This window comes from Eubacterium callanderi (genome assembly GCF_900142645.1).
GTDB lineage: Bacteria > Bacillota > Clostridia > Eubacteriales > Eubacteriaceae > Eubacterium > Eubacterium callanderi.
Map to the genome: position 1 here is coordinate 395,790 of NZ_FRBP01000001.1, position 23,964 is coordinate 419,753.

Here is a 23,964-nt window from a genome sequence, read left to right on the forward strand (position 1 = left end):
TTCCCCCTCACTTTTAACGAATTTTACTTTTTCTTTTTGGAAATTTCAACTTTTACTTTATGATCTTTAATCATTTTACCATTCAGTTTTTTCTCTACTTTTTTGGCGACATCCACATCCACATCCACAAAGGTAAATTTATTATACATATCAATATTTCCAACTGTCGAAGACGCAATATTGCACTCGCCGCAAATGGCGCCGAGAATATCTCTTTTCTGCACCTTGTCTTTCTCACCAACACTGATAAAAAGACGTTTTGTCTTTTCCGGGCCAAAGGATTTTCCTTTACCGCCCTTTACTTCTCTGCGGCGCTTTCCATCCCTTTCACGTCTGCCTTCCCGGCGCCCGCGTTTTTTAAACTCAGTATTTAAATCTTCCGCATCTGACAAAGGAAGCTGCGCTTGTAAAAGAACCGCGGCGATAAATTCTGCTTCGTAGCCCTTTTCTTCAAGTTCTTGAATGATCGCAATGTAACGTTCCAGTTCTCCCTTTTCGGCTTTTAGCTTAAAACGTTCCTTGAAATGGGCGATCTTAATATCATTGATCACCTCACTGGTCGGAATTAAATCGCGTTCGATGCTTTTCTTGGTATAATCGGTTATTTTTCGCAGCTTAAACTGATCCCTTGAACGGGCAAGTGTAAGTGAAAGACCGCTCTTCCCCGCACGTCCGGTACGGCCAATACGGTGTACATAGTATTCTTCGTTGTCTGGTACATCGTAGTTAAAAACAATATCCACATCGTCAACATCAATCCCTCTGGCCGCTACATCGGTGGCTACTAAAATTTTCAGCCGCCCCTGGCTAAAGCGTTTTAAGACATTGAGTCTGGATACCTGGCGCATATCGCCATGAATTTTGTCTACGGAATACCCCAGTTCCTGCAGATTTTCAGTAATTTCGTCAACATAGTGTTTGGTGTTGCAGAAAATAAGTGAGCGTTGAGGTTTATAGACATCCAATAAACGGGTTAAGGCTTCAAACTTATTCTGGTCAGAAATATTAAAATACTTCTGCTCAATACTTGGCGCTACCATTGTTTTAGGCGAAATTTCAATCATTGTCGGATTTTTCTGGTAGGTTTCCGCTATCTTTAAAATGGGTTTTGGCATTGTAGCCGAGAATAAAACGGTCTGAACATCATGGTCTACCGCATCTAAAATGAGCTCAATATCCTCTCTGAAGCCCATATTCAGCATTTCATCCGCCTCGTCCAGCACTGCCATTGTAAGTGCGTTGAATTTTAAAGTTTTCCGACGCATATGGTCCATGACACGTCCTGGTGTGCCCACTACAATCTGTGCTCCGGATTTCAGATCACGAATCTGGTTTTCAATTGAAGCGCCGCCAAACACTGCAACAACTTTAATGCTGTGGCTGTATTTTAAAACCTTTCTGAATTCTTCAGAAACCTGCAGCGCCAGCTCACGTGTCGGCAGCAGCACCAGCACCTGCGGTTTTCTGAGTTCTGGATCAATCTTCTCTATGGCAGGAATCGCAAAGGCCATTGTCTTTCCTGTTCCTGTCTGGGATTTACCAATAAGGTCGCCGCCTTCCATCAAACGGGGAATTGCGCGTTCCTGAATTTCTGTCATATCAACAAATCCCATATCATCAATTGCCCTGAGCAATTGCTCGTTAATCTCTAGTTCTCTAAATTTCATATAACTTCCTTTCTAAATACATAACATCTAATTATAAACTAAAAAACAAAAGAAAGCAAATTTTATGTCAAACTTGGGTATATTTTTTATAAGAATACTCTAATTGATTAAGGAAGTGATAATGGTGATTGAAACAAAACGCATCTATGAACCCAAAAACATTATGGATGGGTACCGCGTTTTAGTAGACAGCTACTGGCCCAGAGGATTTACTCACTCCAGCGCCAATGTCGATATATGGAAAAAGGAACTTGCTCCCAGCAAAGAATTGATCCGGCGTTTTCATTCTGGAAAAGATTCATACGAAAGCTTTAAATCGCAATATTTGGAAGAACTTAAAAATAATCAGGCTGTCAAAACTTTTCTATCCGATTTGAAGAAGCGTCTGAAGGAAGAAAATGTTACTTTAATCTATTCCGCAAACAATAAGGAACAAAACCAGGCCGTTATTCTGGCCGATTATTTGAACACAATACTTTTTCAAAAAAACAAAGCGCCACGGGCAGCGTGACGCTTTGTTTTTCTATAATGCAAATCTTTCAATGGCCTCTGCCACACCATCTTCATCATTTGTAGAAACGATATGGTCCGCAATTGTTTTGACACAGTCATAAGCGTTTCCCATGGCAATTTTTGTTCCTGCAATTTCGATCATTTCCAAATCGTTGTCACTATCTCCTATTACCATGACCTCTGTAAGGCTTATTCCCAGATATTCGCAAAGCTTTGTGAGTCCTAACCCTTTATCAACCCCTTCTGGAATACATTCAAGGCAATAGTTCATTGGGCGCAAGGGTACTAAATCCACAATTTCACCCGCCCTTTTCTGGACTTCATCCAATTTATCAAAGTCGGTGGATGAAATGACAAATTTACTGACCTCCAAGTGGTTTTTATCTAAATAGTCCTCGATATCCTCAACCACAATTTGCTGTCCCTTAAATTGACGTACATATTCATCGGCCCATCCTGCTGTTGGCATTTCAGGAAATGTTTTTTTTGTACAGACACATCCATGAATGGTATGCGCCTGGACAAAAATGCCATCGTACTGATCCACCAGCTCAATTATCTGTCTGATAATCTCTTTTGAAAGAGCATCCTCAAAGATCACAATATCTTTTTTATAGTCTCGAACCACGCCGCCATTACCGGAGAGCATATAATCGGTCCCTCCAATGGCTTCGGCGGCAAACCAGCCTTCTTTATCAATCCGGCCTGTTGCCACTACAGGAATGATCCCTTTTTCTTTAGCTTTTTTAAAAGCTGCTTTGTTTTTCTCAGAGATTGTATTCTGAGTGTTTAAAAGCGTGCCATCCAAGTCGGTAACGATCATTTTTATTGCCATGAAAATGCTCCTTCGTTTATTTATGTAACAGCATTGACGCTGTTTTTAACCCATATAATGGTTCTGTTTCGAGCACTGCTTTTTTTATGGCCATCGCCATCACGCGTGCCGCCAGTGTTCCAACCACATTAATATCTGCAGCCACCTCGCCCACAGACATGACATAGATACTGTCGCCGTCCGCTGTGGTATGGACAGGCCTTATGGCCTGTCCGTAACCGTTATGGGTCATTGCTGCTATTTTTTTTGCTTCAACCTTATTAAATTTCCCATTGGTAATCACAGCACCTATGGTTGTGTTTCCAGTAAACAGATTCTCTTTGCAGGAAATATCCTCATACATGGCGGCTTCGGTATCCTCAAATTCAGAAAGGTCTGCTGAGAGCATCCCTGCCAGCTTATCACCGCTTTCAATATCAAAAATATCCCCGAGGGCGTTGACCGAGACAATAGCACCTACCTTTAAATCGCCAAGCTTAACGGCATAGGTCCCAATGCCTGATTTCATCATCGTCTGGACTCCTCGATATTTGCCAACGGTCGCACCTGTTCCGGCTCCAATATTACCATTCTGTATGCTTTTTCTGTTTTCTGAATCTAGGCATGCCTGATAGGCCATCGCTTTATCTGGGTACGCATTCGGTTTGCCGACAACCAAATCAAAAATACACGACTGGCAGACAAGCGGTACCTTTGCCACACCCGTATCAAAGCCAATGTTGCGCTCACTCAGATACTGCATGACGCCACCGGCGGCGTCCAGACCAAAGGCAGAGCCGCCGCTTAACAAAACAGCATGGATTCCCTGGGCAGCAGCTACCGGGTTCAAAAGCTCACTCTCTCTGGAGGCTGGTCCTCCGCCTCTTACATCAAGCCCTGTAGGTGCACCCTGTTCATTGATAATCACGGTGCACCCTGTCCCGCCTTCTATATCCTGCGCATGGCCGATTCGGATATTTTCAATATCATTAAGGTTTATTTCCTGCATTGTTACCTCATTTCTGATGCTATACAGCAACCCTCGTTTTCAAATACTTCATTAATGGCTTACACACGGCAATCGTAATAACAATGCCAACGCCAAGCTCAAGTAAACCATTCACGCCCACAATGGTTAAAAAAACTTCCTTTAACGGAATTGCGCTGAAGAAAAACCATAAGCACCCCATAACCATGATTGTATGGCATAAGGTTGCTATACCCGCGCTGATGCCTATGCTTAAAGCATCATTGCTCAGCCGGCTTTTTAAAGCTTCATACAGCAATCCTGCAATCACCCCCAACAAAACTCTCGGCAAAATACACATAATCAGAGATTGAATCGGGGCTCCGCTTGCAAAAGGTGAAAACATCAGATCTACCGGTGAAACACCCATAAATGTAGCCTTAAGCATACTTAGAATACCAAAGGCCAAACCTAAAATACCACCGCAAACCGGCCCCATAGCAATAGCGCCGATAATCACCGGAATGTGCAAAATTGTAATTGCAACCGGAGGAATCTGAATAAAACCAAGTGGGGTAAAGGTAAGTACCACCAGTATGGCGATCAGCAATGTAAGCTGTGTCATCTGTGCAGTCTTTTTGTTTACCTGTGACATAATAAAAACTCCTAACTGCCGCTCTTTTTAAAGATGCAGCGTCTAATTTATTCACAGACCGTCATATTCTCGCCTGTGTAGCTTTATTTTATCACATTAAAAATAACGAACCAAGTTTTTTCAAAAATACGCACTTAAAATGATTGACATTTTCTTTTTTAATCCTTAACGCCAATCCTCCGCCTTTAAGCCTTTTTTAAATTTATCACTATCTTAAAAGGTTTGTAATCGATTTTCATCATGTAAATAAAGCATTATATTAAATGAACCTTTCCATTTCCTTAAAATTTTATGAATATTTTAAATTTTGTCTTGCTACGTTTTTGAGATGATGATAGAATATTAACAGTTTAAGAAGACTGTCCAGAAATGCCACACAGTGACTTTTCAACGCAACACAGTGCGGCATGTTTAAATTCAAATTTTGAAAGAAACGAGTGAGGATAAAATGGTCGATACAATTTATGTTTTACTTTTCCTTTTAGGTGTCCCTTTCTTTGCTTATGGTATTTATTATTTAATCGTAGGGATATCCGGATACCGTAAACACACAAAGTTCAACCAGCATGCCCCTGAAAATCGCATGTGCGCGGTTATTGCCGCAAGAAACGAATCCCTTGTTATTGGGAATCTGATCGATACGTTAAAAGAACAGAATTATCCAGAGGATTTATTTGATATCTACGTTATTCCAAATAACTGTACAGATAATACTGAAGAGGTAGCCCGGAAACACGGCGCAAAAATATTCCACTGTACCTCTGAAGTGCGCTCAAAGGGCGCTGCTTTAGAACAGTTTTTTGATGCTACCTTTGCAGATAATGACGTTTTTGATGCTTTCTGCGTTTTTGACGCTGATAATCTGGTTGATCCAAATTTCTTCTCTGCAATGAACAATGCTTTATGTGACGGAGAAAAAATTGCTCAGGGCTACCGCGACAGCAAAAACCCAACAGACTCCTGGATCTCAGGCTGTCAATCCATTTTTTACTGGACATTAAACCGCTTTATGAACCTTGCAAAACAGGGGATCGGCTGGTCCGCCGCTTTAAACGGAACCGGCTTTATGGTTTCCCGCGAAGTCTTAAAAGATGGCGGTTTCAGAACCTTCAGTATGACTGAGGATATTGAGTTTACCACTCAATCCATTATGAAGGGGTATCGCGTCGCATGGGTTCCTGAAGCCCTTACCTTCGACGAACACCCCATTACCTTTGAAACCTCCTGGAAGCAGCGCAAGCGTTGGTCTACCGGTACGATCCAGTGTTTTTCACAGTACTCAGCTCCCTTATGGGAAAACTTCAAAAAAACGCGTAACTGGATGTGCGTGGATATGATCTTATATCTTCTTGCTCCGTTCATGCAAGTTTTAACCAGCATCTATACAATTTGTTCATTCGTTGTACTGACACTTTTACTCATTAACACACAGGTTTGGTCTGATGCCCTCACCTTTGCCATTCTCTTTGGTGTCGGCGGTGTTATTATCAGCTTCCTCTTTACCGCAATGGTCGTTAAGCTTGAACACCACAAAATAAAAGAAGTCGCCGGCAAAGCATTTTTCTCTTTCTGGTTCTTCCTGTTTTCATGGATACCGATTAATGTCCTCTGCTTTGTCAAGCCGATTGAAACCTGGGAACCGATCGAACATACTCAGAGCTTGAAGCTCTCACAATTACAGCTTAATAAATAAACTATCAACGCCCCGATGTAATACAACGGGGCGTTTTTCAGATGACAGCACAAAAAAAGGAACCGTCTTTTGCAGTTAAAAGACGGTTCCTTTTTACAGGACCATATTCAAGAAATTAATGGTTCTTTCGTTCTGTGGATTTCCAAACACTTCACTTGGTGGTCCCTGTTCCACAATATAACCTTCATCAATGAAGATAACACGGTCTGCAACCTCTCTGGCAAAGCCCATTTCATGGGTAACCACAACCATGGTCATCCCTTCGTGTGCCAGCTGTTTCATTACATTGAGAACTTCTCCAACCATTTCCGGGTCAAGAGCACTTGTTGGTTCATCGAACAGCATAACATCCGGGTTCATTGCCAGCGCCCTGGCAATGGCCACACGCTGCTGCTGTCCACCGGAGAGCTGCCCTGGATAGGCGTCCGCCTTAGCGACCATATCAACCCTTTTTAAAAGCCCTTGTGCTACTTCCTCTGCTTTAGCCTTATCCATAATTTTTAAAGCGACCGGTGCAAAGGTAATATTTTTTAAAACAGACATATTGGGGAAAAGGTTAAACTGCTGGAATACCATTCCGATATTCCGGCGGTAGAGGTTAATATTTGCATGGTTTCCGGTTATCTCGTTGCCGTCCACCACGATCGTACCACTGGTTGCCTCTTCAAGCGCATTGATGCAGCGCAGCATTGTGCTTTTACCAGAGCCTGACGGGCCGATAATACAGATGACCTCACCTTCCTCTACCTCCAGATTAATGTCCTTTAAAACCTCTAAATCACCAAAGCTCTTTTTGAGATTACTAATTTTTACTTTTGCCATAGCTCATCTTCCTTTCAATATGACTCGAAACCTTTGACAGAATCATAATCGGGATAAAATACATGACACCAATGATAATCCACATTTTTAAGGATTCAAAATTATTGGCAATGATTAAACGTCCAGTCTGGGTTAATTCTGCTAAACCAATAACAGAAACCAAAGAGCTGTCCTTTAATGTGATAATACACTGATTTACAATCGCCGGGATCATTGTTTTGATCGCCTGAGGTAAAACGACTCTGCGCATTGCCATAGTGTAGGGAAGGCCAAGGCTTCTGGCTGCCTCCATCTGCCCTTTGTCAATGGACTGAATCCCGCCTCTGACAATTTCCGCGGTATAGGCGCCGGCATTCAGGCTCAATGCGATAACACCAGCTATAAAGGCATCTAAACGCATATTCAGTGCGCTTGGTATCCCAAAATAAATAAAAAATACCTGTACAATTAATGGTGTACCACGGATAATATCAATGTATACACGTGAAATTCCCCGTAAAAAAGTAGTCCTTGAAACAGATAACAAACCAAAGAGAAGCCCTAGCACCGCTGCGATCAGCAGCGATACCAGGGTCAGTTCGATCGTCATCCAAAGACCTTGTAATAAACGAGGATAGGTTTGAGCAAATAGTTCAAAAATACTCATTCAAAAACCTCCTGGAATTATTTTAGGCCATTAAATTATTAATTTGTTTTGATGTAAGTATCTAAAATTTCCTGATATTTACCATTGTCTTTCATGTTCTTTAAGCCAGTATTGAACATTTCAAGCAATTCTGCATTCTTGCCCTTCTGTACAGCAAACCCGTAAGAGTTACCAGCCTGTAAATCACCAACTAGTTTTAATGGCTGGCCTTTTGCGATTGCATAGCCTAGTACCGGGTAATCTTCGAAACAGGCTACAGAGTTACCTGATTTAACATCTTCATACATATTTGCAGATTCCGGGAAAGAGGTAATGGTGAAGCCATACTGGTCTTTAATGGATTCGGCATACTTAGAGCCTTCAGTACCATTCTTAACCGCGACATTTTTTCCTTTTAAATCATCGTAAGATTTAATGGTGTCATTGTCAGATTTTACAGCCATACCAACGCCTGAATCAAAATAAGGATCAGAGAAATCATATTTTTTCTGACGTTCTTCGGTAATACTCATACCAGCGATAACGCCATCGGCCTGTCCTGATTCAAGAGCGGTAACAGCCGCATCAAAGCCAAGTGGCTGCAGCTCATATTCAAAGCCCTGATCTTCAGCAATCGCCTTTAATAAATCCATATCGATACCTACACGGTTACCGGATTCATCTTCAAATTCAAATGGCGCAAAGGTTGTATCGGTTGCAATGATATATTTTTTTGCCCCGTCACTTCCGCTTGAGCTTCCGCCACTTGAACAAGCAGCCAAAGAAAAAGTCATTACTGCGGCTAATGCCAAAATACCAAACATTTTGAGTTTCTTCATTTCTTTTCCTCCTGGATTATAGATACTTATTGTTAAAAGTATATCATTTTTTCAGAAAATACGCAACGAAAAAAAATCTCCGACTCAGGGTAAATAATAATTATACTGCTTAAACTCTAAAAAAACAAGCTTAAGTTCGGTATAAAATTCTTTAAAGTTTTTACCCAAATTGACGTCAAACATAACAAAAGGCTATTGGAAAAATCCAATAGCCTTTTGTTTGATTTTATAAATCAGGATGCTCTTTTAAGTACTGCTTAATGGCTTCAAGGTCTCCCTGGTCAATGATAATTTCAGAATCATCACTCTCAAGCAGTACCTCATCCGGTAAAATCTGTACCTCGACATCCTCAAATTCAACCGGTTTACGGCTCATATACATGAGCTCCTTCTGATCCAGGATTTCCTTACGGCGGGTAAGATCCGCTTCGATGGTATCCAGATCATCAATCCGTTTATTGATCTGTTTAGACAGGCGGATCAAGTCATCCAGAACCTCATCAACGATAAACTGCTTGTCAATAATTGTTTTAAGCTTATCGCGGATAACATCACCTGTTTTCAAAATATCGGTATCCGTTGTAATTGGCGTTAAATTGTCCAGCTCCTGCTTAAAGTCGCTAACTGTTTTCTGAAGCTTTTCAGTTCCTTTAGTCGAAGAATTAATCTCTGTAAGCAGCGCGCCTAAACGTTCCTCGATGGCGGCAAAATCTTCTTTCTGCTCTGGTGATATCGCGCTGTCAAGTTGATCAGCAGAAGCTGTCCCGGCGCCGAAAAGATCGGCCACTGAAACGGCCTCATTATCATCTGCCTCTTCCTCCGAAATGTCCTCAGCAGCTTTTTCATCAACGGTTGGCTCTTCCTCAATTTCTTCTGCCACTTCCGTCTCAACTTCTTCATCAATGACTTCTTCAGGCAGCTCTTCCTCTGCAACTATCTCTTCAACATCATCATTGTCGATTTCCTCAGGCTCAAGGCTCGTCAGGTCATCGTCATTGATTAAAAGAGATTTAAAGGCTTCCTCGTCAAGATAGGTATCCTCATCGTCCTCTTCTTCGTCAGCTTCCTCAATGGATTCCTCGACTTCTTCAAAGTATTCTTCTTCAATTTCGTCTTCATCATATTCTTCAAAGAGCTCTTCATCCTCAAAATCTTCAAACTCTTCATCCTCGAACTCTCCATCGTCCTCAAATAAAGATTCTTCCTCTTCGTAGGGCTCTTCAATCCCCGCGTTTACGGCCGCAGTGTCAATCTCATCTGTGTTACCGTCTTTTGTAACCAGAGACTCAAAAATGTCGTCATATTCTTCTTCGTCCTGGTCTTCATCACGGTTGCTGAGCCATTCTTTTCGTTCCTTTTTTTCGCTGTGTCCTGAAACACCAAATACTTTTCCCCAGATTAAGTGACTGATCAGAATAACCACAATGTCTGCTACTGCAGTGATCAGCAATAATTTTGATGATATACTGAAGGCCATAAAGTAATTGATCCCAAAAACGATAATGTCGGCCACAACGATAAACACAATCGCGATAACCAATTTTTTCGACAGACCTGTAATATCGCCAATCCCCATCATCAAAATTTTAATTCCCGCAAAGAAACAGGAAACAATCATGACATTTGTATCCACATCGTGGCTTACAAACTGAAAGAGTAACAAAACACCGTATGTTGATAAAATAACTGCAATACAATCAAAAAGCAGTAGTAATCCTAATTTTTCACTTTTTTCTGCCATATCTTCACTCCTCAATATTTTCTTCGGTAACCGCTTCCGTATTTTTGTCCTTCTGCTCATTCAAACCAAAGGATGGAAGTACCGAACCTAAAGAATCTGCAAGCTTGTCTGTTCCCTTATACATCGATTCAATTTCCAATAGCTTGAGGTATTCTCGATTGAGGGTCTCTTCTTTTTTGTTCAAAGCTTCGTTTCTCTGTTTCAGCTCATCAAAAGCATCCTCAAGAACATCCAGCATTTCCTTGACCATCTGTTCCCGTTTTTCAATGACCTTGATCTGCTTCTTCAAGCCTTCGGGCATATCATTGTCGTCGATATGACTTTCCGGCTCATCATCGCCGCACGGACACTCTTGCTCTTCGGACGATTCCTTAAACACCGGCACGAACGTGTCCCTCGTTTCTCCATCAACACCCTCCTGCAGTTTCGCAATCTTCTCATCCTTGTCCTTTGACACATTGAGTAATTTTTTTAATTCCTCATCTTTTTCCATCAGCTGCTTTTCTAAAAGCTCAATACGCGACTCTACACGGTCAAAAGATTGTCCTCTATCCTGGGTATTCTTATCCATACAAGTCCACTCCCTATTTTCTTTCTATTACCATTTTCGGCACTGCTTTTTAAGGTTTAATATTTATTCATAGTCTATTATAACAAAATTCTTAGTAAAAGTATAATGTCTTTGTCAAAAAATATCATTGAAATTTTATTATTTTTCTCCATTATGGTATAATAACACAGTCATAAAGAAAAAAACATATTTAATTAGCAATTGAGAGGTCCCCATGGAAAAACGAAACAAAAGCGTTATTGGAAACCGAAGAAGTGGCGAACGGCCCTCTTCCCCTTCAAAAAAGGCGCCTTCGCGCCCTTCAGGACGTTCTGGAAACAGCCGGCCATCTCAGAGCCAGGGTTCCAGAAGCAATTCTTCCCGTCCATCCCGCCCACCACAGAGAATCGATGAACGAAGACGCAGTTCTAATGATACTTTACCCAAAAAACGCAGGAAAAAAAGAGGATTTTTTAAGAAAGCATTAATTTTACTTCTTGTGCTGTTGATCGGAGCAGGAGCATATGCCGCTACTATCATCAAATTTGGCAATTTAAACAAAGATCTGACCGGAAAGGTCTCCCAATATAATATCAGTTCAAACGCCGCCAATATGGCCCTAAACCACCGTATTGTCAATGTGGCGATCTTCGGTGTCGACGGGCGCGACGATGTGGACGGCAGCCGGTCCGACTCCATGATGATTGCCTCGGCCGATTTCGAACACAATAAACTGAAAATAACCTCATTAATGCGGGATACCTATGTATACATCAATAAAGATTACGGCTATGACAAGCTCAACGCTGCCTATTCCTTTGGCGGCCCCGAGCTGGCGCTTAAAACCATCAACCAGAATTTTGATACTGCCATCACCGATTATGTGACCATTGATTTTACTGCCATGGTTGCCATGGTAAACGCCGTTGGCGGCGTCACTATTGATATTGAAAATGAAGATGAGCTTTATTGGGTTAATCAGTATTTGATGGATGTCAATGATAAAGTAAAAACAAACTCTCCTTTCCTTGAAAGTACAGGATCACAGGTTGTAGACGGAAGCCAGGCACTGGCCTACTGTCGTGTCCGCTATGTTGGAAACGGAGACTTCGACCGTACACTTCGCCAGAGAAAGGTTTTCGAACAGGTCATGGCCAAGGCAATGGACTTAAATCCATTGGAACAATACAGTTTACTGACAAAAGTTATGCCCTATGTTGAAACCTCATTAAGCAAAACAGAGATTCTCAAATACGCCGGCAATGTCATGTTCATGAAGGATCACGCCATCCATCAGGAACAAATTCCAGCTGAAGGTTATGTTGATACTGGCATGCTTGGCGATGTATCTTATGTATTTCCTGTAACCCTGGTAGATAATATTAAGGAATGGTACCAGTTTGTTTATGAAACGGACTATACGCCATCTGGGACGGCGCAGGATATTAGTGATGAGATTGAGTATGTGTGGTAGAAAATTAATTTAAGAAAGTGAGTAGTGTGAATGAAAGTTTTAGTTTCCGGAGGCGCTGGCTACATTGGTAGCCACGCTGTTGTACAGCTGTTGGATAAACAATATGATGTAGTCGTTGTTGATAACCTGTCAACTGGACATCAATGGGCTGTTGATAAAAGAGCCTCATTTTATCAATGTGATATAAGAAATAAAAAAGATTTAGATAAAATTTTCAAAAAAGAAAAAATTGATGTTGTCATGCAATTTGCAGCAGATATTGTTGTAGCTGACAGTGAAGAAAATCCTCTTAAATATTATGACAATAATGTTTATGGTACTATCTCGTTACTTCAAACAATGTTAGAAAACAATGTGAAAAATATCATTTTCTCCTCCACAGCTGCTGTTTATGGGAATACTGAAAAAGTTCCTGTTGAAGAAAAGGATCCCCTGGACCCCATCAGCCCTTATGGTGCAACAAAAGCCTTTGTAGAACGAATTTTAGACGATTGTCGAAAAGCTCATGGCTTAAATTATTGTGTTTTTCGCTATTTCAATGTAGCCGGCGCACATGAAAAATATCCAATTGGGCAGAATGTAAAGAAAAACACTGCTTTAATCCCTATCATTTTAGAAGTTGCTTCCGGTGAGCGAGATTTTGTCGGTATTTTCGGCAATGATTATGATACAAAAGATGGGACAGGAATCCGTGACTTTATTCATGTCGTAGACCTCGTGGATGCACACATTTTAGGAATTAACAAATTATTGAAAAATGAAAGCGCAATCTATAATCTGGGTAATGGCCAGGGATTTTCGGTGTTGGAAATGATTGAAGCAGCAAGAAAAGTTACAGGCCATCCAATCCCAACAAAAATATCCCCACGCCGTGATGGGGATATTGCATGCTCAATAGCGTCCAGCGAAAAAGCAAAGACAGAGCTTGGATGGATGCCCGTTTATACGGATGTTGAGAAGATTATTGAGACGGCTTGGTATTATAAAAATCAATAAAGAAGGGGAGTTATTTCTTTTCTCCCTCTCTTTTTTACAGAGAAAAATCTCATTTTTAGACATAGATAAATGACTTTATGTCTAAAACATTCATCTTTTCTATTTCTAATAAAACATTCCAACAAAACAAAATCATATTTTCTGGGATTTACCTCAGAAAACCCAGAAAATATCTCGACAATTGAGCCTTTTCATGTAACAAAACGTCTCTTTGAACCATGATCTTTGAACACAATCTATAATTTTTTTATTCAGGCTTTGACTGTAATCAGAACTCTATAAAATTGTAATTCCAAAGCAATATTCAGTCCATACTTACTTTACCTTTAAAAATTATTAATACTTTCTTCCTAAATAAAGAGCGTTTTTAACTATAGTAGTGTACCATTGTAGTTATAATCATAAAAGATACGAAAAAAACCATACCAGTAACATAGTATAATTCAAGATTTTTTCCATTTTTTGCTATTGTTAAATTAAAATTAGTAGCCATCGGTAATAAAACTAATAATGGCAAATAATATCTACTTTGTACACCTGCTACACTCAAAGATCCTACTCCGGTCCATGTTAAATACATAATTATTTCTGTTGCAATAAAAATAAGAACACAGATTCCAACAATACCAATTCTTACTTTTTTATTAAATATTACAGTATTAGGATACAACAAAAGTATTGATCCATAGAATAAACTATATAAATAAGCAAGCAATGGGGCGCCATATGATAACCAGCCAAATGTAAAGAAACCATTAAAAATTTGTTGTCCATTGGCAAATAACTCCCTTAAAAGCATGTGCAAGACTTGAATAAAGTTGTTCATTATAAATACAACTTGTCCTGTAATATTAACATTGTTTTGAACAAGATAACTATTTTGTTCATTTACAATTTTAGGTAAATTAAGTGTATAGATATACCAAAGAACAGCAATAGCTCCCATACCTAATATAGCAATAAAAATATATTTGTAATCTTTAGAGTATCTAAAGTTCTTTTTTGGCAATAATATTATTAAACAAGCTAACGCCATATATGTTATTTTTGAGATGCCGGCTACAAAACAGAGTAATAAAAAACAACAAATTTGCCATCGACTTATTGACTTTTCTCCTGCTTCATATAGCTTGATAAAGTATGCAACCGTTAAAATCGAAAAATAATTTATCGTACAATCTATACTTAACGATGATGCTTGATACAATGCCATCGGCATACAACACACCGCCATAATAGGTATTTTAAATCCTCTTACAATTTTCACAGCATATCTGGCAATAACTGCTGCTAATAAAACATTCATTATTCTTCCTAACAGCACCATCCAAATCTCAGATAAATGTAAAATCTTTGCCACTAAAATTCCAATTGCCTGCGGAATATATCCCAGAAAAAAATTACTATCAGCAACATGAGTTACTTGTGCCTGATCATAATTAATATTCTCTTTTTTCGCACTTGAAAGCGATTTTCCATGTTCATTTTCAATATCGATAACTGATCGTATTGTCATATACCCCTGTTCATTAATGATCTTAGGAAAGAAATCACCTCTTGATGTAAGTTCCGCCCTTCTAAAATGTATAGGCTCATCGGGGCTGTCTAATATCGGAGTTACAATGCTATTTATTAAACCAAAAACTAAAACAATAATACACACAAGATTATGAAGATGCTTTCTGTCAGAATAAAATAATATACATAATGTTCCACCACAAAAAATCGAAAAAAGCACAAGAATATGTTTGTACGAATATAAATTCGTCACTTCCCCTATTTCAGTTATTCCAACAGTTCCTAAAAATATAGACAATAAAAAAAGTAAAATGATCCACTTCCTAGATCCTAGTCTTTCCCTCCCTTTATTAGCATACTCTTTAATCTCTTGCTTATTCATAACTTTTACGCTCCTCCAACCTCTTTCTTTTCAATAAATAGTTTCAAATCAATAAATGGTTTCAAAAATATATATCACCACTTTATATCAATTTTCATTTTGTCAATTATCAACCTATAAAACCAAAGAAAAGCCCTATATAGATGTATTTTATAAAACTTTTTGACAATAGCTACCTTTAAATTGTTGTTATGGTGCGCTAGAACATAGCTAATTTTAAGATATTCAGAATTTTTCCAATCCGGAAAATATGCATTTAGAAAAGCGGCATTATTTTTCAACTCTTCTTTTAAATTACTATTTTTATCATATGAAATTCGAAACATCAATGAAATCCCAAAATGCAAAAAAGCCATTGCATCAATGACTGGTATTAATGTTTTCCCACTCTTTGACCTTAAGTAAATGTTTTTCACCTCGACCATCGCTTTTTCAGTCGATTCAATTTGCTCTTTTCTTATTTGACCCATAATAGAGTCCTGTCTAATCATATAATAATACATTGGATCTTTAATAAACGTAATACGGTTAGCATTTAGGTATATCAAAAGTAAAAACATCATATCATCCAATATTTTAGGTGGTATTTCTAAATTTTCCATATTTTTCAATAATTCAGATTTATATATTTTATTCCACAGAGATGTATTGACAGAAAGAATATCCTCAGGGTTCCTTTTCATATCAATAATTTTACCTGCAAATTGCGTCATTTCAGTTGAAAAAATATGTTCTGTTTCTACATCGACACGATAGAACCCACAAACAGAAATATCAGCTTGAGAAGACTTGGCAGCATTATATAGTTTTTCAGCATAATCTAATGTAACGTAATCGTCTGAATCTGTAAAGCCTATGTATTCACCTTTTGCTGCTTTTATTCCATCAAATCTGCCCTTCCATACCCCCTCATTTTTTTTATCAATAATTACTATATTTTTATTGGAAAATTTCTCTTTATATTCTTTTAAAATCTCCAAGCAATTATCTGGCGAACCATCATTGATACATATTATCTCAATCTCTTCTAATGTCTGATTTACCAGGCTATCCATACTTCTTCTTAAATACTTTTCAACCTTATATACTGGTACAATAATACTAACTTTAATCTTATTCATAATATAGCTTTCCTTATTTTTTATTATTTTCTATCTGATCACATAACATGAGGGCCTGATCAATGACGCTATCCATATTATAATATTTATATTCCGCCAAACGTCCTACTAAATATAAATTAGATATCTTATCAATATGATCCTTATATAGATTATATTTTTCATTATTTTCTTGATTTGTAATTGGATAGTATGGATCTCTCTTTTGCGCCATTCTTTCGTCAAATTTAAGTGGATATTCCTTCAAAATAGTTGTTTTATTTTGTAAATTTTGTTTTGTAAGATATTTAAATTCTGTTATGCGTGTAAACTCTTCTTCATTTGGATAGTTTACTACGGAATTAGTTTGATAAAAATCAGTATCATAATCTTCAAATACTAAATTCAATGAACGATAAGGCAATGCACCATATTTAAAGTTCAACAATTCATCAACAGCACCCGTAAAAACACAAGTTCCAGAATAAACCTTGTCGTTAATCAAAATGTTATTATTTACTATGTCTAATTTTACTATATCTAATGCATTCTTATTTAAAACTATTTTTATATTAGAATGGTCCAGCATACGTTCAAATAAATCGGTAAATCCATTTAAAGGCATAAATTGAATTGAATCATCAAAATACCGGTCATCATATCCTAAAACAACTGGAACACGATTTATAACAGAGGTATCCACACACTCAACTGGAACGCCCCATTGTTTAGCAGTGTAATGAACAAACACTTTCTCAAATACATACTCTCCAAATTTTTTGATGATTAGTGATTGATGATTCTTTAAATCTAAAATGGAAACTTTTTTCTTTTTAGGAAAATTTTCCAAAAGAGCATTTTTAATTTCTACAGCGTCATTTTCACTAAAAAGCATTTCTAATGAAGTGAAGTTAAACGGAATTGGAACTAATTTTTCATCAATCTTTCCCAACACTTTATGCTCATACTTGTAAAATTCACTGAACTCTTTCAAATAGTCAAATACTTGTTGATTATTTGTATGGAAGATATGAGGGCCATACAGATGCACCCTTATTCCATTCTTCTTATACATTTCATACATATTTCCACCAATATGGCTTCTTTTATCAATAATCACTACATTTTTACCACGATTTGCCAATTGTCTCGCAACAACACTACCTGCAAAACCTGCGCCGATCACAACGGCGTCATACTTTTCAAAATTTAACTCTTTCATTCTATTCTCCTAATTTTTTCCCTTTTTCTCTAATTCTCTTATTCTTTTTTCCAACAAAGCAGTGTCTTGTATAAGTTCTTTATTTTTTTCTTTTAAAACGCTAATCTGTTGGCTGTTTCTAAAAAGAAATACTACTAAAAACACCGATGTTATTAAAAACAAAAATGAAGGAGGATAAGCGATCCCGACTATATCAGCAAGCCAAATTACGATATTTGGCCATATACTCAGTATTAATATAAAAAAGGCACCAATTATCCAAAGAATACTCTCATCCTGTGATAACATATTCTTCTTAACATTATGATAAATATACATGATTAAAATAATAGCAATTATAATAAAAAATACACGTGTTATCATTTTTTCACCTTCTTTTTACCAGTCAAGTTATTGAAAAAAACCATAATAATATAATAAAACATTTTAAACATATATTTAATCGGTTTTATTATCCCACCATGCATACTTTCTCCAAACTCTCTGTTCTTCATTTGAACAGACATTTCCTCAATGCTATATCCTTGATATATCAGTTCGATCAATAAATTAGCATCTGGAAATTCTGGATAAGCATAAATTTTAGACAACGGTGCAAAAACTTTTCTTTTTAGAACTTGCAATCCTGAAGTAGGATCATATATCTTTTTCCCTGTTAACATTTTAATGATAATTTGAAAAAGTTTTGTCCCCACCTTTCTAAAAAACGAATGCTGGTAGTTCGTTGTTGATAAAAAACGAGAACCAATAACAATATCTGCCTCAGTCTCTAATGCATGTTCATACATTTTTTTTGCTTCTGAAGCCAGATGTTGTCCATCACCGTCAAATTGAATAAGATAATCATAATCTTCTTGCGCAGCATATTTAAGCCCTGTCTGCACCGCATAGGAATATCCTAAATTTATCGGTAAATCTAAATATGAAACTCCTTCAATACTTTTTATTACATTTAGCGTATCATCTTTAGAACAGTCATTTATAAACAGAATATCTGCTTCACTAAAATTTTCTTTTATATCATTTGCGACTGTTTTTAAGTTTAACTCTTCGTTATAAGATGGAACGATCATTAATACTTTGTTCACTACTCTTCTCCTAATGTACTTTTAGATTCATGAAAACTACGCCGATTAGTATAAAAGCCAAGCCGATCCACTGAAAAAGTGATATGCTCTCTTTTAAAATAAAAATGGATGCCGCAATAATTAAAATATACGATAATCCAGTTGTAATAGGTTGAATATAGCTTAAATTAAACTTCTGCACAATTACTATCCACATCACAAAACTTACCACATACAAACACAATCCAATTAGAGTTGCGTATGATAATGATAAATTAAAAAATCCAGGATTCAGAGCAAAATTATTATGTTCTGCTCCCACTTTAACCAACGTTAAACCACCAACACTGCAACACAAATAAATAAATACAGCGAAATAAATCATCTACTTTTTTATACTCTCCTTCAAATTTTAATAAGCATTCTTAACCAGTGCCCCAAACGTCATAAAAAACACCTTCACATCCAGCAACAACGACCACTTCTCAATATACTCAATATCGCAGTTAATCCGCTCCACAATTGAAGTATCCCCGCGCCATCCGTTTACCTGTGCCCAGCCGGTAATTCCCGGTCTTACATGATGCTTAATCATATACTTGGGCACTTCATCTTTAAACTGCTGCACATAGAACGGCCGCTCTGGTCTTGGGCCGATAATACTCATATCTCCCTTTAACACATTAAAAAACTGTGGAATCTCATCCAGACTTGTTTTCCGAATAAAGGAGCCAAATTTCGTCTTTCTCGGGTCATCCTCGGTGGTCCAGAGCTGATCGCCCTTTTCTGGAATATCATTTCGCATTGAGCGGAATTTATAGATATAAAATTCCTTTCTGTTCATGCCCACACGGATCTGCTTATAAATAACAGGTCCTGGAGAGGTTACCTTAACCAGAATCGCTAAAATCAGATAGAGCCATGAAAAGACGATTAAAAATGTGCCCGACAAAAGAATATCCAGCGCCCTTTTGACAAACTTATTAAAGGGCTCATCCAGCGGTATATACCGCGTGTTAATCAACGGGATACCGTCAAGCTCATCAAAGGCTGGCCTGGATCCCTGGACCAGATTAAAGTAATCTGGGATAACCTGTGTTTTTATACCCTGATACTCGCATTTGTCGATCACATCATTGATGCGCTTAAAGCTGGTATTTGGCAGCGCAATAATGACTTCATCCACACGAAATTCTTCCAGTATATCATTCATTTCTTTTGTGGTTCCCAAAATCGGCAGGCCATTTTTATCACTCTTCGGATAATAATCGTCAACGTAACCGCAAATTTTGTAGCCAAGCTGCCGGTCTCCTAATACTTTATCCGCAAAAGCCTGTCCCAGGGCGCCGGCCCCCACTATGATAATATATTTAATGTTATAACCGCGCTCACGCATCATTCGAAGCACTTTTCGAATGGTGCCCCGCTCCAGAGACATGATTACAATGGAGAACAGAAAGAAAAGTCCGAGCATATACCTTGAAAAGTGGATGCTCTTCTCTGTATATAAAACCGCCATTACGATTAAAATTCCAATGACATTAGACAATATAATCTCCTGGCACTCTTTAAAAAAGCGCTGCTTCCGATACGGTTTGTACAAACCAAAGATAAGAAACAAAATCAGGTAAACAGGTATGATAAAAATCAACAGACCAACATAAGCCTCGAAATGCATTGTGCGCACGCCATCCGTAAAAAACGGGGAAACAAACCGAATATACCAGGCCAAAAGAAGCGCGCCGCTGACGACAACGGCATCAAAAACAACCAGCAGAAAATTAAAAAAATGTTGATTACTTTTTATCACAGCTATTATCTCCTCTTAGATTATCGGTTTTTTGCCAACGCAATTTTTTTCATTATTTTTGTTCCAAGAAATACAGTACCTGTTGTAACTTTACTGTATTTCCCCTGATAATGTTTATTATAAAAAATAATCATTGAATCATAGAATGCTTCGATCACTTTAGGATTGCGTTTCCCAATCCCGCTGGCCTTTTTATAATGAAAAATGCGTACTTCTGGATAATAAATGATCTGATATCCAGCCTGCTTAATGCGGTAGCACCAGTCAATATCCTCACCGTACATAAAATAATCCTCATCCAGCAGCCCGACACGGTCGATCACACTCCTGGGAACAAGCATAAACGCCCCCATTACGCAATCCACTGAACATATTTTATCCGGATTAACAAAGGTTAAATTGTATTCACCAAACCGCTGGCTTTTGGGGAAGCGTTTATCCAGCTTAAATGAATGGTATAGACCGTTAGCCGGCGTCGGAAAGCTTCTCTTGCACGCTGCGTCCAGCTGCCCATTTTCCAGAAGCACTTTGCAGCCTAACGCTCCCACCTGAGGTCTCGTTTTTATAAAATACAGCGACTTCTTAAGGGTATTCGGTTCAACGATTGTATCTGAATTTAACAGCAGAATATAATCTCCCTTTGCTTTGTGAATACCAATATTATTCGCCTTTGAGAAGCCCAGGTTTTCTTTATTTTTAATGATGCTCACCTGTGGAAACTTCCTTTCAACGGCTTCAATACTGCCGTCACAAGAAGCATTATCCACGACGATCACCTCAAAGTCGACCTCCTGCAAATGGCTCTCATACACTGAAGACAGACAATTAGTGGTCAATTCTTCTGTTTTATAATTAACAATAATAATTGATAAATCCATAAATGCTCCATTCGTACATACTTCTTGTCAATTTTAACAGTATATCATAAATGTAACAAATTTGCATCTTCCATTTGCCTTACTTCGATATTTTTTCAAATAAATATCGGAATACATTACAGAATAACATCCCCTCTATCTTGATATAGTTAAGAATACGGCGCATTTTGAAGGGTGTTTTCTGAACTTTATTTAAACTTAAAAACGCTTCTCTAATACCAGACCAATAAATTCTTCCATATCCCGACACCGAAAACATTGCACCCTTGATTAAAAAACCCAATGCTAAAAAAATAAAATTGATCACCATCTGTAAAAATGGCATATTTTTATAAGCCGTATAAATGTTATTCCTGGCCGAAATTTTAACCTTAAATTCTGAATACTTATTGCCATTCGCTGTTGTCGCGCTGCCGATATGATAGCAGATGGCAGATGGCTCATAACGATTCTTATAGCCGTAAATGCGTCCTCGATAAGAGACATCCACATCTTCAAGGTAGGCAAAATAATGCTCATCAAACAAGCCGATCTCATCAAAAATACTTTTTCTGTAAATGCCTGCGCCGGCGCAGGTACTGAAAATACTGGTTGGCTTCAATAATCGGGAAACGTTCTTCCCATCACCGCGTTTATAAGCCCAGCCTAAGATATTATAAAAATCTCCGGTATCATCGATTTTATCGCGTTCATAATAGCGAATCATCCGTGAAGAAACGGAAAATATCCGTTTATCCTTGTCAATAGCCTGATAGAGCTTTTCAACAAAATCATCTGCCACCACCACATCATTGTTTAGCAGCAGCACATATCTGCCCCTGGCAGCGCGAATGCCATTGTTCACAGAAACCGCAAATCCAGAATTTTTTTCATTAAGGATCAGTCGAATCTCTGGATGATTCTTTAAGATAATCAGACTATCGTCGGTCGAGCAGTCATCGACAATAATGATCTCAAAATCTTTGAAAGACTGCTCTTTCAAACTGTTGAGACAATTTTCTAAAAACGCTTCCCCGTTAAAATTAGGGATAACAACTGATATTTCTTTACTCATATACATTCTCCATGGTATTATCATATCCTAGATAAATGAAGGATGCAATAAAATTCTAAACGGATATTTTTAATGCAATAAGCTTTATTTTTCCCTGTGGATAAAAAGATATCCACAGGCGTAACCGTCATATATGTCGGCAATTTAGGCAAAAAAGCGAAAATGGACGCGAAATCACCGACACCTGTGTCGACATAAATAACTATAACATTATAATTTTTATATATTATTATATATTAATAAAGGGGGCCGCTGCCTGCTTTCTTCTGTTTCAAAAAACAGTTCCCCTTGTTTTTAAAATCTGTGATGATGATTTTTAATATTTTACTTATCATTGACATTTGTATGTTAACCAGCAACCATACATTATCAAATTTCAAGCATGAGCATGCGTTTAAGCGCTTTTTTTCTCATGTTCATGATTCTGTTCCTTTTTGCTTCTTTCTCTTCTTAATTCAGGCATTTTTTAAGAATTTTTATTTTCCAGTATTTTGTGGATAAATGGTGTCAAAAATTGTAAAGCGGACAGATCTGTCCGCGATAATGCCAAAATCGCCAAAATAGCGGCAGAATCGCGGTCATATATGTCCGCCATTAATAATATTATAAATAATATATTATTATATATATACTTATTCCTGAGTGCAGGGTTATCCACAGATTGAAATCTTTGATATCTAAAAACGAATCTGCAAAATCTAATCGACATTAGTAATTATTTCTCCAAAATAATTGTTAACCTCTTTTGTTTCATTATAAATCTTTATGTTATACTCTTAATTAATACTCTTTTTAAAAAATAGATAGGTTTAGTACTTGATCCGATGATTTTACTAAAAAATAAAACCTGTAAGATTTTGACGTCTTACAGGTTTTTGTTTAATTTATGGAATTCTGTTCATAATGTCAATAATTCCCTGACCATAGTTTGCTCCGGTTGCCCATCCATATCCATTAGGATTTTCTTTTTGTCCTAACCATTCAACATATGGGGCGCAGCCTCGCTTAACCAAGTTAAATCTTTCATCAACACAAGCATTATTTAAAGGTTCTGTTGATGCATAAGCCTTCAAATGTTGTATCTGCGCACGAATTCCCATGCGGATACCATTTTCATTGTCTCCATATTTCTGAGCAAAACTCATGCCCGCAGCGCCATCATCTGTAGCCCCAAGGCCAGCAAAATTGAATTGACTAATGCTTACTTGACCACCAAATTTTAACCAACCGGTTTCTTTCATGGCTTGAGCAAAAGCTACGTCTGCACGAATGCCTTCGGCGTTTGCTTCTTCGATGTAAAGTTGTGCGAAACGGTTAAGGTCTACGTTTCTTCCATTTTCTGTGTAATATGATGGGAAGGTATTACCTGTAGAATTATAGAGATTAACTAGCTGCTGGGAGGATACAGGGCTTAACCCTATAATAGAAGTTGTGTTCATTCCATTATTTTCGTTGTCTATCTTTTCGACGTTCTGAGTCGCACCACCCAGGTATACCTGTTTTCCATTACTGTCGGTTCCATAGACATCGGCGTAATATTTCCCCACGTCGTAGCCATGGTCTTTGAGATTAATGGT

Annotated in this window: 23 protein-coding genes; 4 read left to right on the forward strand and 19 right to left on the reverse strand. The window is 37.9% G+C overall.

Annotated elements, in window-relative coordinates; all coding sequences use genetic code 11:
* Positions 1-23: 23 nt before the first annotated feature.
* On the reverse strand, positions 24-1,667 hold the full coding sequence (locus tag BUC22_RS02055; RefSeq protein ID WP_013382075.1) for a DEAD/DEAH box helicase: 1,644 nt from the start codon (positions 1,665-1,667) through the stop codon (positions 24-26).
* 121 nt (positions 1,668-1,788) lie between these two features.
* Between BUC22_RS02055 and BUC22_RS02060 the strand changes: the two genes are divergently transcribed.
* Positions 1,789-2,178, forward strand: coding sequence for a DUF488 domain-containing protein (locus BUC22_RS02060; protein ID WP_013382076.1), 390 nt, complete (start codon positions 1,789-1,791; stop codon positions 2,176-2,178).
* Between the two features lie 12 nt (positions 2,179-2,190).
* Here BUC22_RS02060 and BUC22_RS02065 read toward each other — a convergent pair whose 3' ends face one another.
* The 3 genes from BUC22_RS02065 to BUC22_RS02075 are packed head-to-tail and all read right to left on the reverse strand — an operon-like array spanning position 2,191 to position 4,616.
* Positions 2,191-3,015, reverse strand: coding sequence for a Cof-type HAD-IIB family hydrolase (locus BUC22_RS02065; protein ID WP_073382148.1), 825 nt, complete (start codon positions 3,013-3,015; stop codon positions 2,191-2,193).
* 16 nt (positions 3,016-3,031) lie between these two features.
* Positions 3,032-4,003 carry a P1 family peptidase gene (locus BUC22_RS02070; RefSeq protein WP_013382078.1) on the reverse strand — a complete coding sequence of 324 codons (972 nt, stop codon included), beginning with the start codon at positions 4,001-4,003 and terminating at the stop codon, positions 3,032-3,034.
* Between the two features lie 19 nt (positions 4,004-4,022).
* On the reverse strand, positions 4,023-4,616 hold the full coding sequence (locus BUC22_RS02075; protein ID WP_013382079.1) for an ECF transporter S component: 594 nt from the start codon (positions 4,614-4,616) through the stop codon (positions 4,023-4,025).
* Between the two features lie 448 nt (positions 4,617-5,064).
* Between BUC22_RS02075 and BUC22_RS02080 the strand changes: the two genes are divergently transcribed.
* On the forward strand, positions 5,065-6,309 hold the full coding sequence (locus tag BUC22_RS02080) for a glycosyltransferase family 2 protein (protein WP_013382080.1): 1,245 nt from the start codon (positions 5,065-5,067) through the stop codon (positions 6,307-6,309).
* 93 nt (positions 6,310-6,402) lie between these two features.
* Here BUC22_RS02080 and BUC22_RS02085 read toward each other — a convergent pair whose 3' ends face one another.
* The 5 genes from BUC22_RS02085 to BUC22_RS02105 all read right to left on the reverse strand — a co-directional run bounded on the left by BUC22_RS02085 (position 6,403) and on the right by BUC22_RS02105 (position 10,907).
* On the reverse strand, positions 6,403-7,131 hold the full coding sequence (locus BUC22_RS02085; protein ID WP_013382081.1) for an amino acid ABC transporter ATP-binding protein: 729 nt from the start codon (positions 7,129-7,131) through the stop codon (positions 6,403-6,405).
* Entirely contained in the window at positions 7,112-7,777 is a 666-nt protein-coding gene (locus BUC22_RS02090; RefSeq protein ID WP_038353054.1) for an amino acid ABC transporter permease, read from the reverse strand. The genes BUC22_RS02085 and BUC22_RS02090 overlap by 20 nt, the downstream gene beginning before the upstream one ends.
* A 38-nt stretch (positions 7,778-7,815) precedes the next feature.
* Entirely contained in the window at positions 7,816-8,595 is a 780-nt protein-coding gene (locus BUC22_RS02095; protein WP_038353055.1) for a transporter substrate-binding domain-containing protein, read from the reverse strand.
* A gap of 226 nt (positions 8,596-8,821) precedes the next feature.
* The gene (locus tag BUC22_RS02100; protein WP_073382149.1) at positions 8,822-10,336 is read right to left on the reverse strand and encodes a hypothetical protein; all 1,515 of its coding nucleotides are present in this window, start codon (positions 10,334-10,336) and stop codon (positions 8,822-8,824) included.
* 4 nt (positions 10,337-10,340) lie between these two features.
* Positions 10,341-10,907: a hypothetical protein gene (locus tag BUC22_RS02105; protein WP_073382151.1), complete on the reverse strand. Its 567-nt coding sequence runs from the start codon at positions 10,905-10,907 to the stop codon at positions 10,341-10,343.
* A gap of 214 nt (positions 10,908-11,121) precedes the next feature.
* On the opposite strand from BUC22_RS02105, the gene BUC22_RS02110 reads away from it, so the two are divergent.
* On the forward strand, positions 11,122-12,360 hold the full coding sequence (locus BUC22_RS02110) for an LCP family glycopolymer transferase (RefSeq protein WP_073382152.1): 1,239 nt from the start codon (positions 11,122-11,124) through the stop codon (positions 12,358-12,360).
* A gap of 30 nt (positions 12,361-12,390) precedes the next feature.
* The gene (gene galE, locus BUC22_RS02115; protein WP_073382154.1) at positions 12,391-13,356 is read left to right on the forward strand and encodes a UDP-glucose 4-epimerase GalE; all 966 of its coding nucleotides are present in this window, start codon (positions 12,391-12,393) and stop codon (positions 13,354-13,356) included.
* Positions 13,357-13,723: 367 nt separating this feature from the next.
* Here galE and BUC22_RS02120 read toward each other — a convergent pair whose 3' ends face one another.
* The 10 genes from BUC22_RS02120 to BUC22_RS02170 all read right to left on the reverse strand — a co-directional run.
* The gene (locus BUC22_RS02120) at positions 13,724-15,256 is read right to left on the reverse strand and encodes a DUF2142 domain-containing protein (RefSeq protein WP_073382155.1); all 1,533 of its coding nucleotides are present in this window, start codon (positions 15,254-15,256) and stop codon (positions 13,724-13,726) included.
* 74 nt (positions 15,257-15,330) lie between these two features.
* Positions 15,331-16,377, reverse strand: coding sequence for a glycosyltransferase family 2 protein (locus BUC22_RS02125; protein ID WP_073382157.1), 1,047 nt, complete (start codon positions 16,375-16,377; stop codon positions 15,331-15,333).
* A 13-nt stretch (positions 16,378-16,390) separates the two neighbouring features.
* A complete protein-coding gene (gene glf / locus BUC22_RS02130) occupies positions 16,391-17,578 on the reverse strand; it encodes a UDP-galactopyranose mutase (protein WP_073382159.1) in 1,188 nt (395 codons plus the stop codon).
* Between the two features lie 9 nt (positions 17,579-17,587).
* On the reverse strand, positions 17,588-17,941 hold the full coding sequence (locus BUC22_RS02135; RefSeq protein WP_073382162.1) for a DUF2304 domain-containing protein: 354 nt from the start codon (positions 17,939-17,941) through the stop codon (positions 17,588-17,590).
* Entirely contained in the window at positions 17,938-18,666 is a 729-nt protein-coding gene (locus BUC22_RS02140; protein ID WP_083591076.1) for a glycosyltransferase family 2 protein, read from the reverse strand. Before BUC22_RS02140 ends, BUC22_RS02135 begins: the two co-directional genes overlap by 4 nt.
* 10 nt (positions 18,667-18,676) lie before the next feature.
* A complete protein-coding gene (locus tag BUC22_RS22660) occupies positions 18,677-19,030 on the reverse strand; it encodes an EamA family transporter (RefSeq protein WP_073382164.1) in 354 nt (117 codons plus the stop codon).
* A gap of 27 nt (positions 19,031-19,057) precedes the next feature.
* On the reverse strand, positions 19,058-20,455 hold the full coding sequence (locus tag BUC22_RS02150) for an undecaprenyl-phosphate glucose phosphotransferase (protein WP_038353063.1): 1,398 nt from the start codon (positions 20,453-20,455) through the stop codon (positions 19,058-19,060).
* Positions 20,456-20,475: 20 nt separating this feature from the next.
* Positions 20,476-21,333: a glycosyltransferase family 2 protein gene (locus tag BUC22_RS02155; protein WP_013382088.1), complete on the reverse strand. Its 858-nt coding sequence runs from the start codon at positions 21,331-21,333 to the stop codon at positions 20,476-20,478.
* A gap of 79 nt (positions 21,334-21,412) precedes the next feature.
* Positions 21,413-22,387 carry a glycosyltransferase family 2 protein gene (locus BUC22_RS02160; RefSeq protein WP_073382167.1) on the reverse strand — a complete coding sequence of 325 codons (975 nt, stop codon included), beginning with the start codon at positions 22,385-22,387 and terminating at the stop codon, positions 21,413-21,415.
* Between the two features lie 884 nt (positions 22,388-23,271).
* Positions 23,272-23,964, reverse strand: a 693-nt coding sequence (locus BUC22_RS02170) for a glucosaminidase domain-containing protein (RefSeq protein WP_200805525.1), incomplete at its 5' end; no start/stop codon positions are given.

Coding starts and splice junctions, on each gene's coding strand:
- BUC22_RS22660 (WP_073382164.1), bottom strand. CDS start 19,030: ATGATTTATTTCGCTGTATTTATTTATTTGTGTTGCAGTGTTGGTGGT.
- BUC22_RS02065 (WP_073382148.1), bottom strand. CDS start 3,015: ATGGCAATAAAAATGATCGTTACCGACTTGGATGGCACGCTTTTAAAC.
- BUC22_RS02055 (WP_013382075.1), bottom strand. CDS start 1,667: ATGAAATTTAGAGAACTAGAGATTAACGAGCAATTGCTCAGGGCAATT.
- BUC22_RS02100 (WP_073382149.1), bottom strand. CDS start 10,336: ATGGCAGAAAAAAGTGAAAAATTAGGATTACTACTGCTTTTTGATTGT.
- BUC22_RS02060 (WP_013382076.1), top strand. CDS start 1,789: ATGGTGATTGAAACAAAACGCATCTATGAACCCAAAAACATTATGGAT.
- BUC22_RS02160 (WP_073382167.1), bottom strand. CDS start 22,387: ATGAGTAAAGAAATATCAGTTGTTATCCCTAATTTTAACGGGGAAGCG.
- BUC22_RS02070 (WP_013382078.1), bottom strand. CDS start 4,003: ATGCAGGAAATAAACCTTAATGATATTGAAAATATCCGAATCGGCCAT.
- BUC22_RS02080 (WP_013382080.1), top strand. CDS start 5,065: ATGGTCGATACAATTTATGTTTTACTTTTCCTTTTAGGTGTCCCTTTC.
- galE (WP_073382154.1), top strand. CDS start 12,391: ATGAAAGTTTTAGTTTCCGGAGGCGCTGGCTACATTGGTAGCCACGCT.
- glf (WP_073382159.1), bottom strand. CDS start 17,578: ATGAAAGAGTTAAATTTTGAAAAGTATGACGCCGTTGTGATCGGCGCA.
- BUC22_RS02110 (WP_073382152.1), top strand. CDS start 11,122: ATGGAAAAACGAAACAAAAGCGTTATTGGAAACCGAAGAAGTGGCGAA.
- BUC22_RS02105 (WP_073382151.1), bottom strand. CDS start 10,907: ATGGATAAGAATACCCAGGATAGAGGACAATCTTTTGACCGTGTAGAG.
- BUC22_RS02135 (WP_073382162.1), bottom strand. CDS start 17,941: ATGATAACACGTGTATTTTTTATTATAATTGCTATTATTTTAATCATG.
- BUC22_RS02095 (WP_038353055.1), bottom strand. CDS start 8,595: ATGAAGAAACTCAAAATGTTTGGTATTTTGGCATTAGCCGCAGTAATG.
- BUC22_RS02120 (WP_073382155.1), bottom strand. CDS start 15,256: ATGAATAAGCAAGAGATTAAAGAGTATGCTAATAAAGGGAGGGAAAGA.
- BUC22_RS02155 (WP_013382088.1), bottom strand. CDS start 21,333: ATGGATTTATCAATTATTATTGTTAATTATAAAACAGAAGAATTGACC.
- BUC22_RS02090 (WP_038353054.1), bottom strand. CDS start 7,777: ATGAGTATTTTTGAACTATTTGCTCAAACCTATCCTCGTTTATTACAA.
- BUC22_RS02075 (WP_013382079.1), bottom strand. CDS start 4,616: ATGTCACAGGTAAACAAAAAGACTGCACAGATGACACAGCTTACATTG.
- BUC22_RS02085 (WP_013382081.1), bottom strand. CDS start 7,131: ATGGCAAAAGTAAAAATTAGTAATCTCAAAAAGAGCTTTGGTGATTTA.
- BUC22_RS02125 (WP_073382157.1), bottom strand. CDS start 16,377: ATGAATAAGATTAAAGTTAGTATTATTGTACCAGTATATAAGGTTGAA.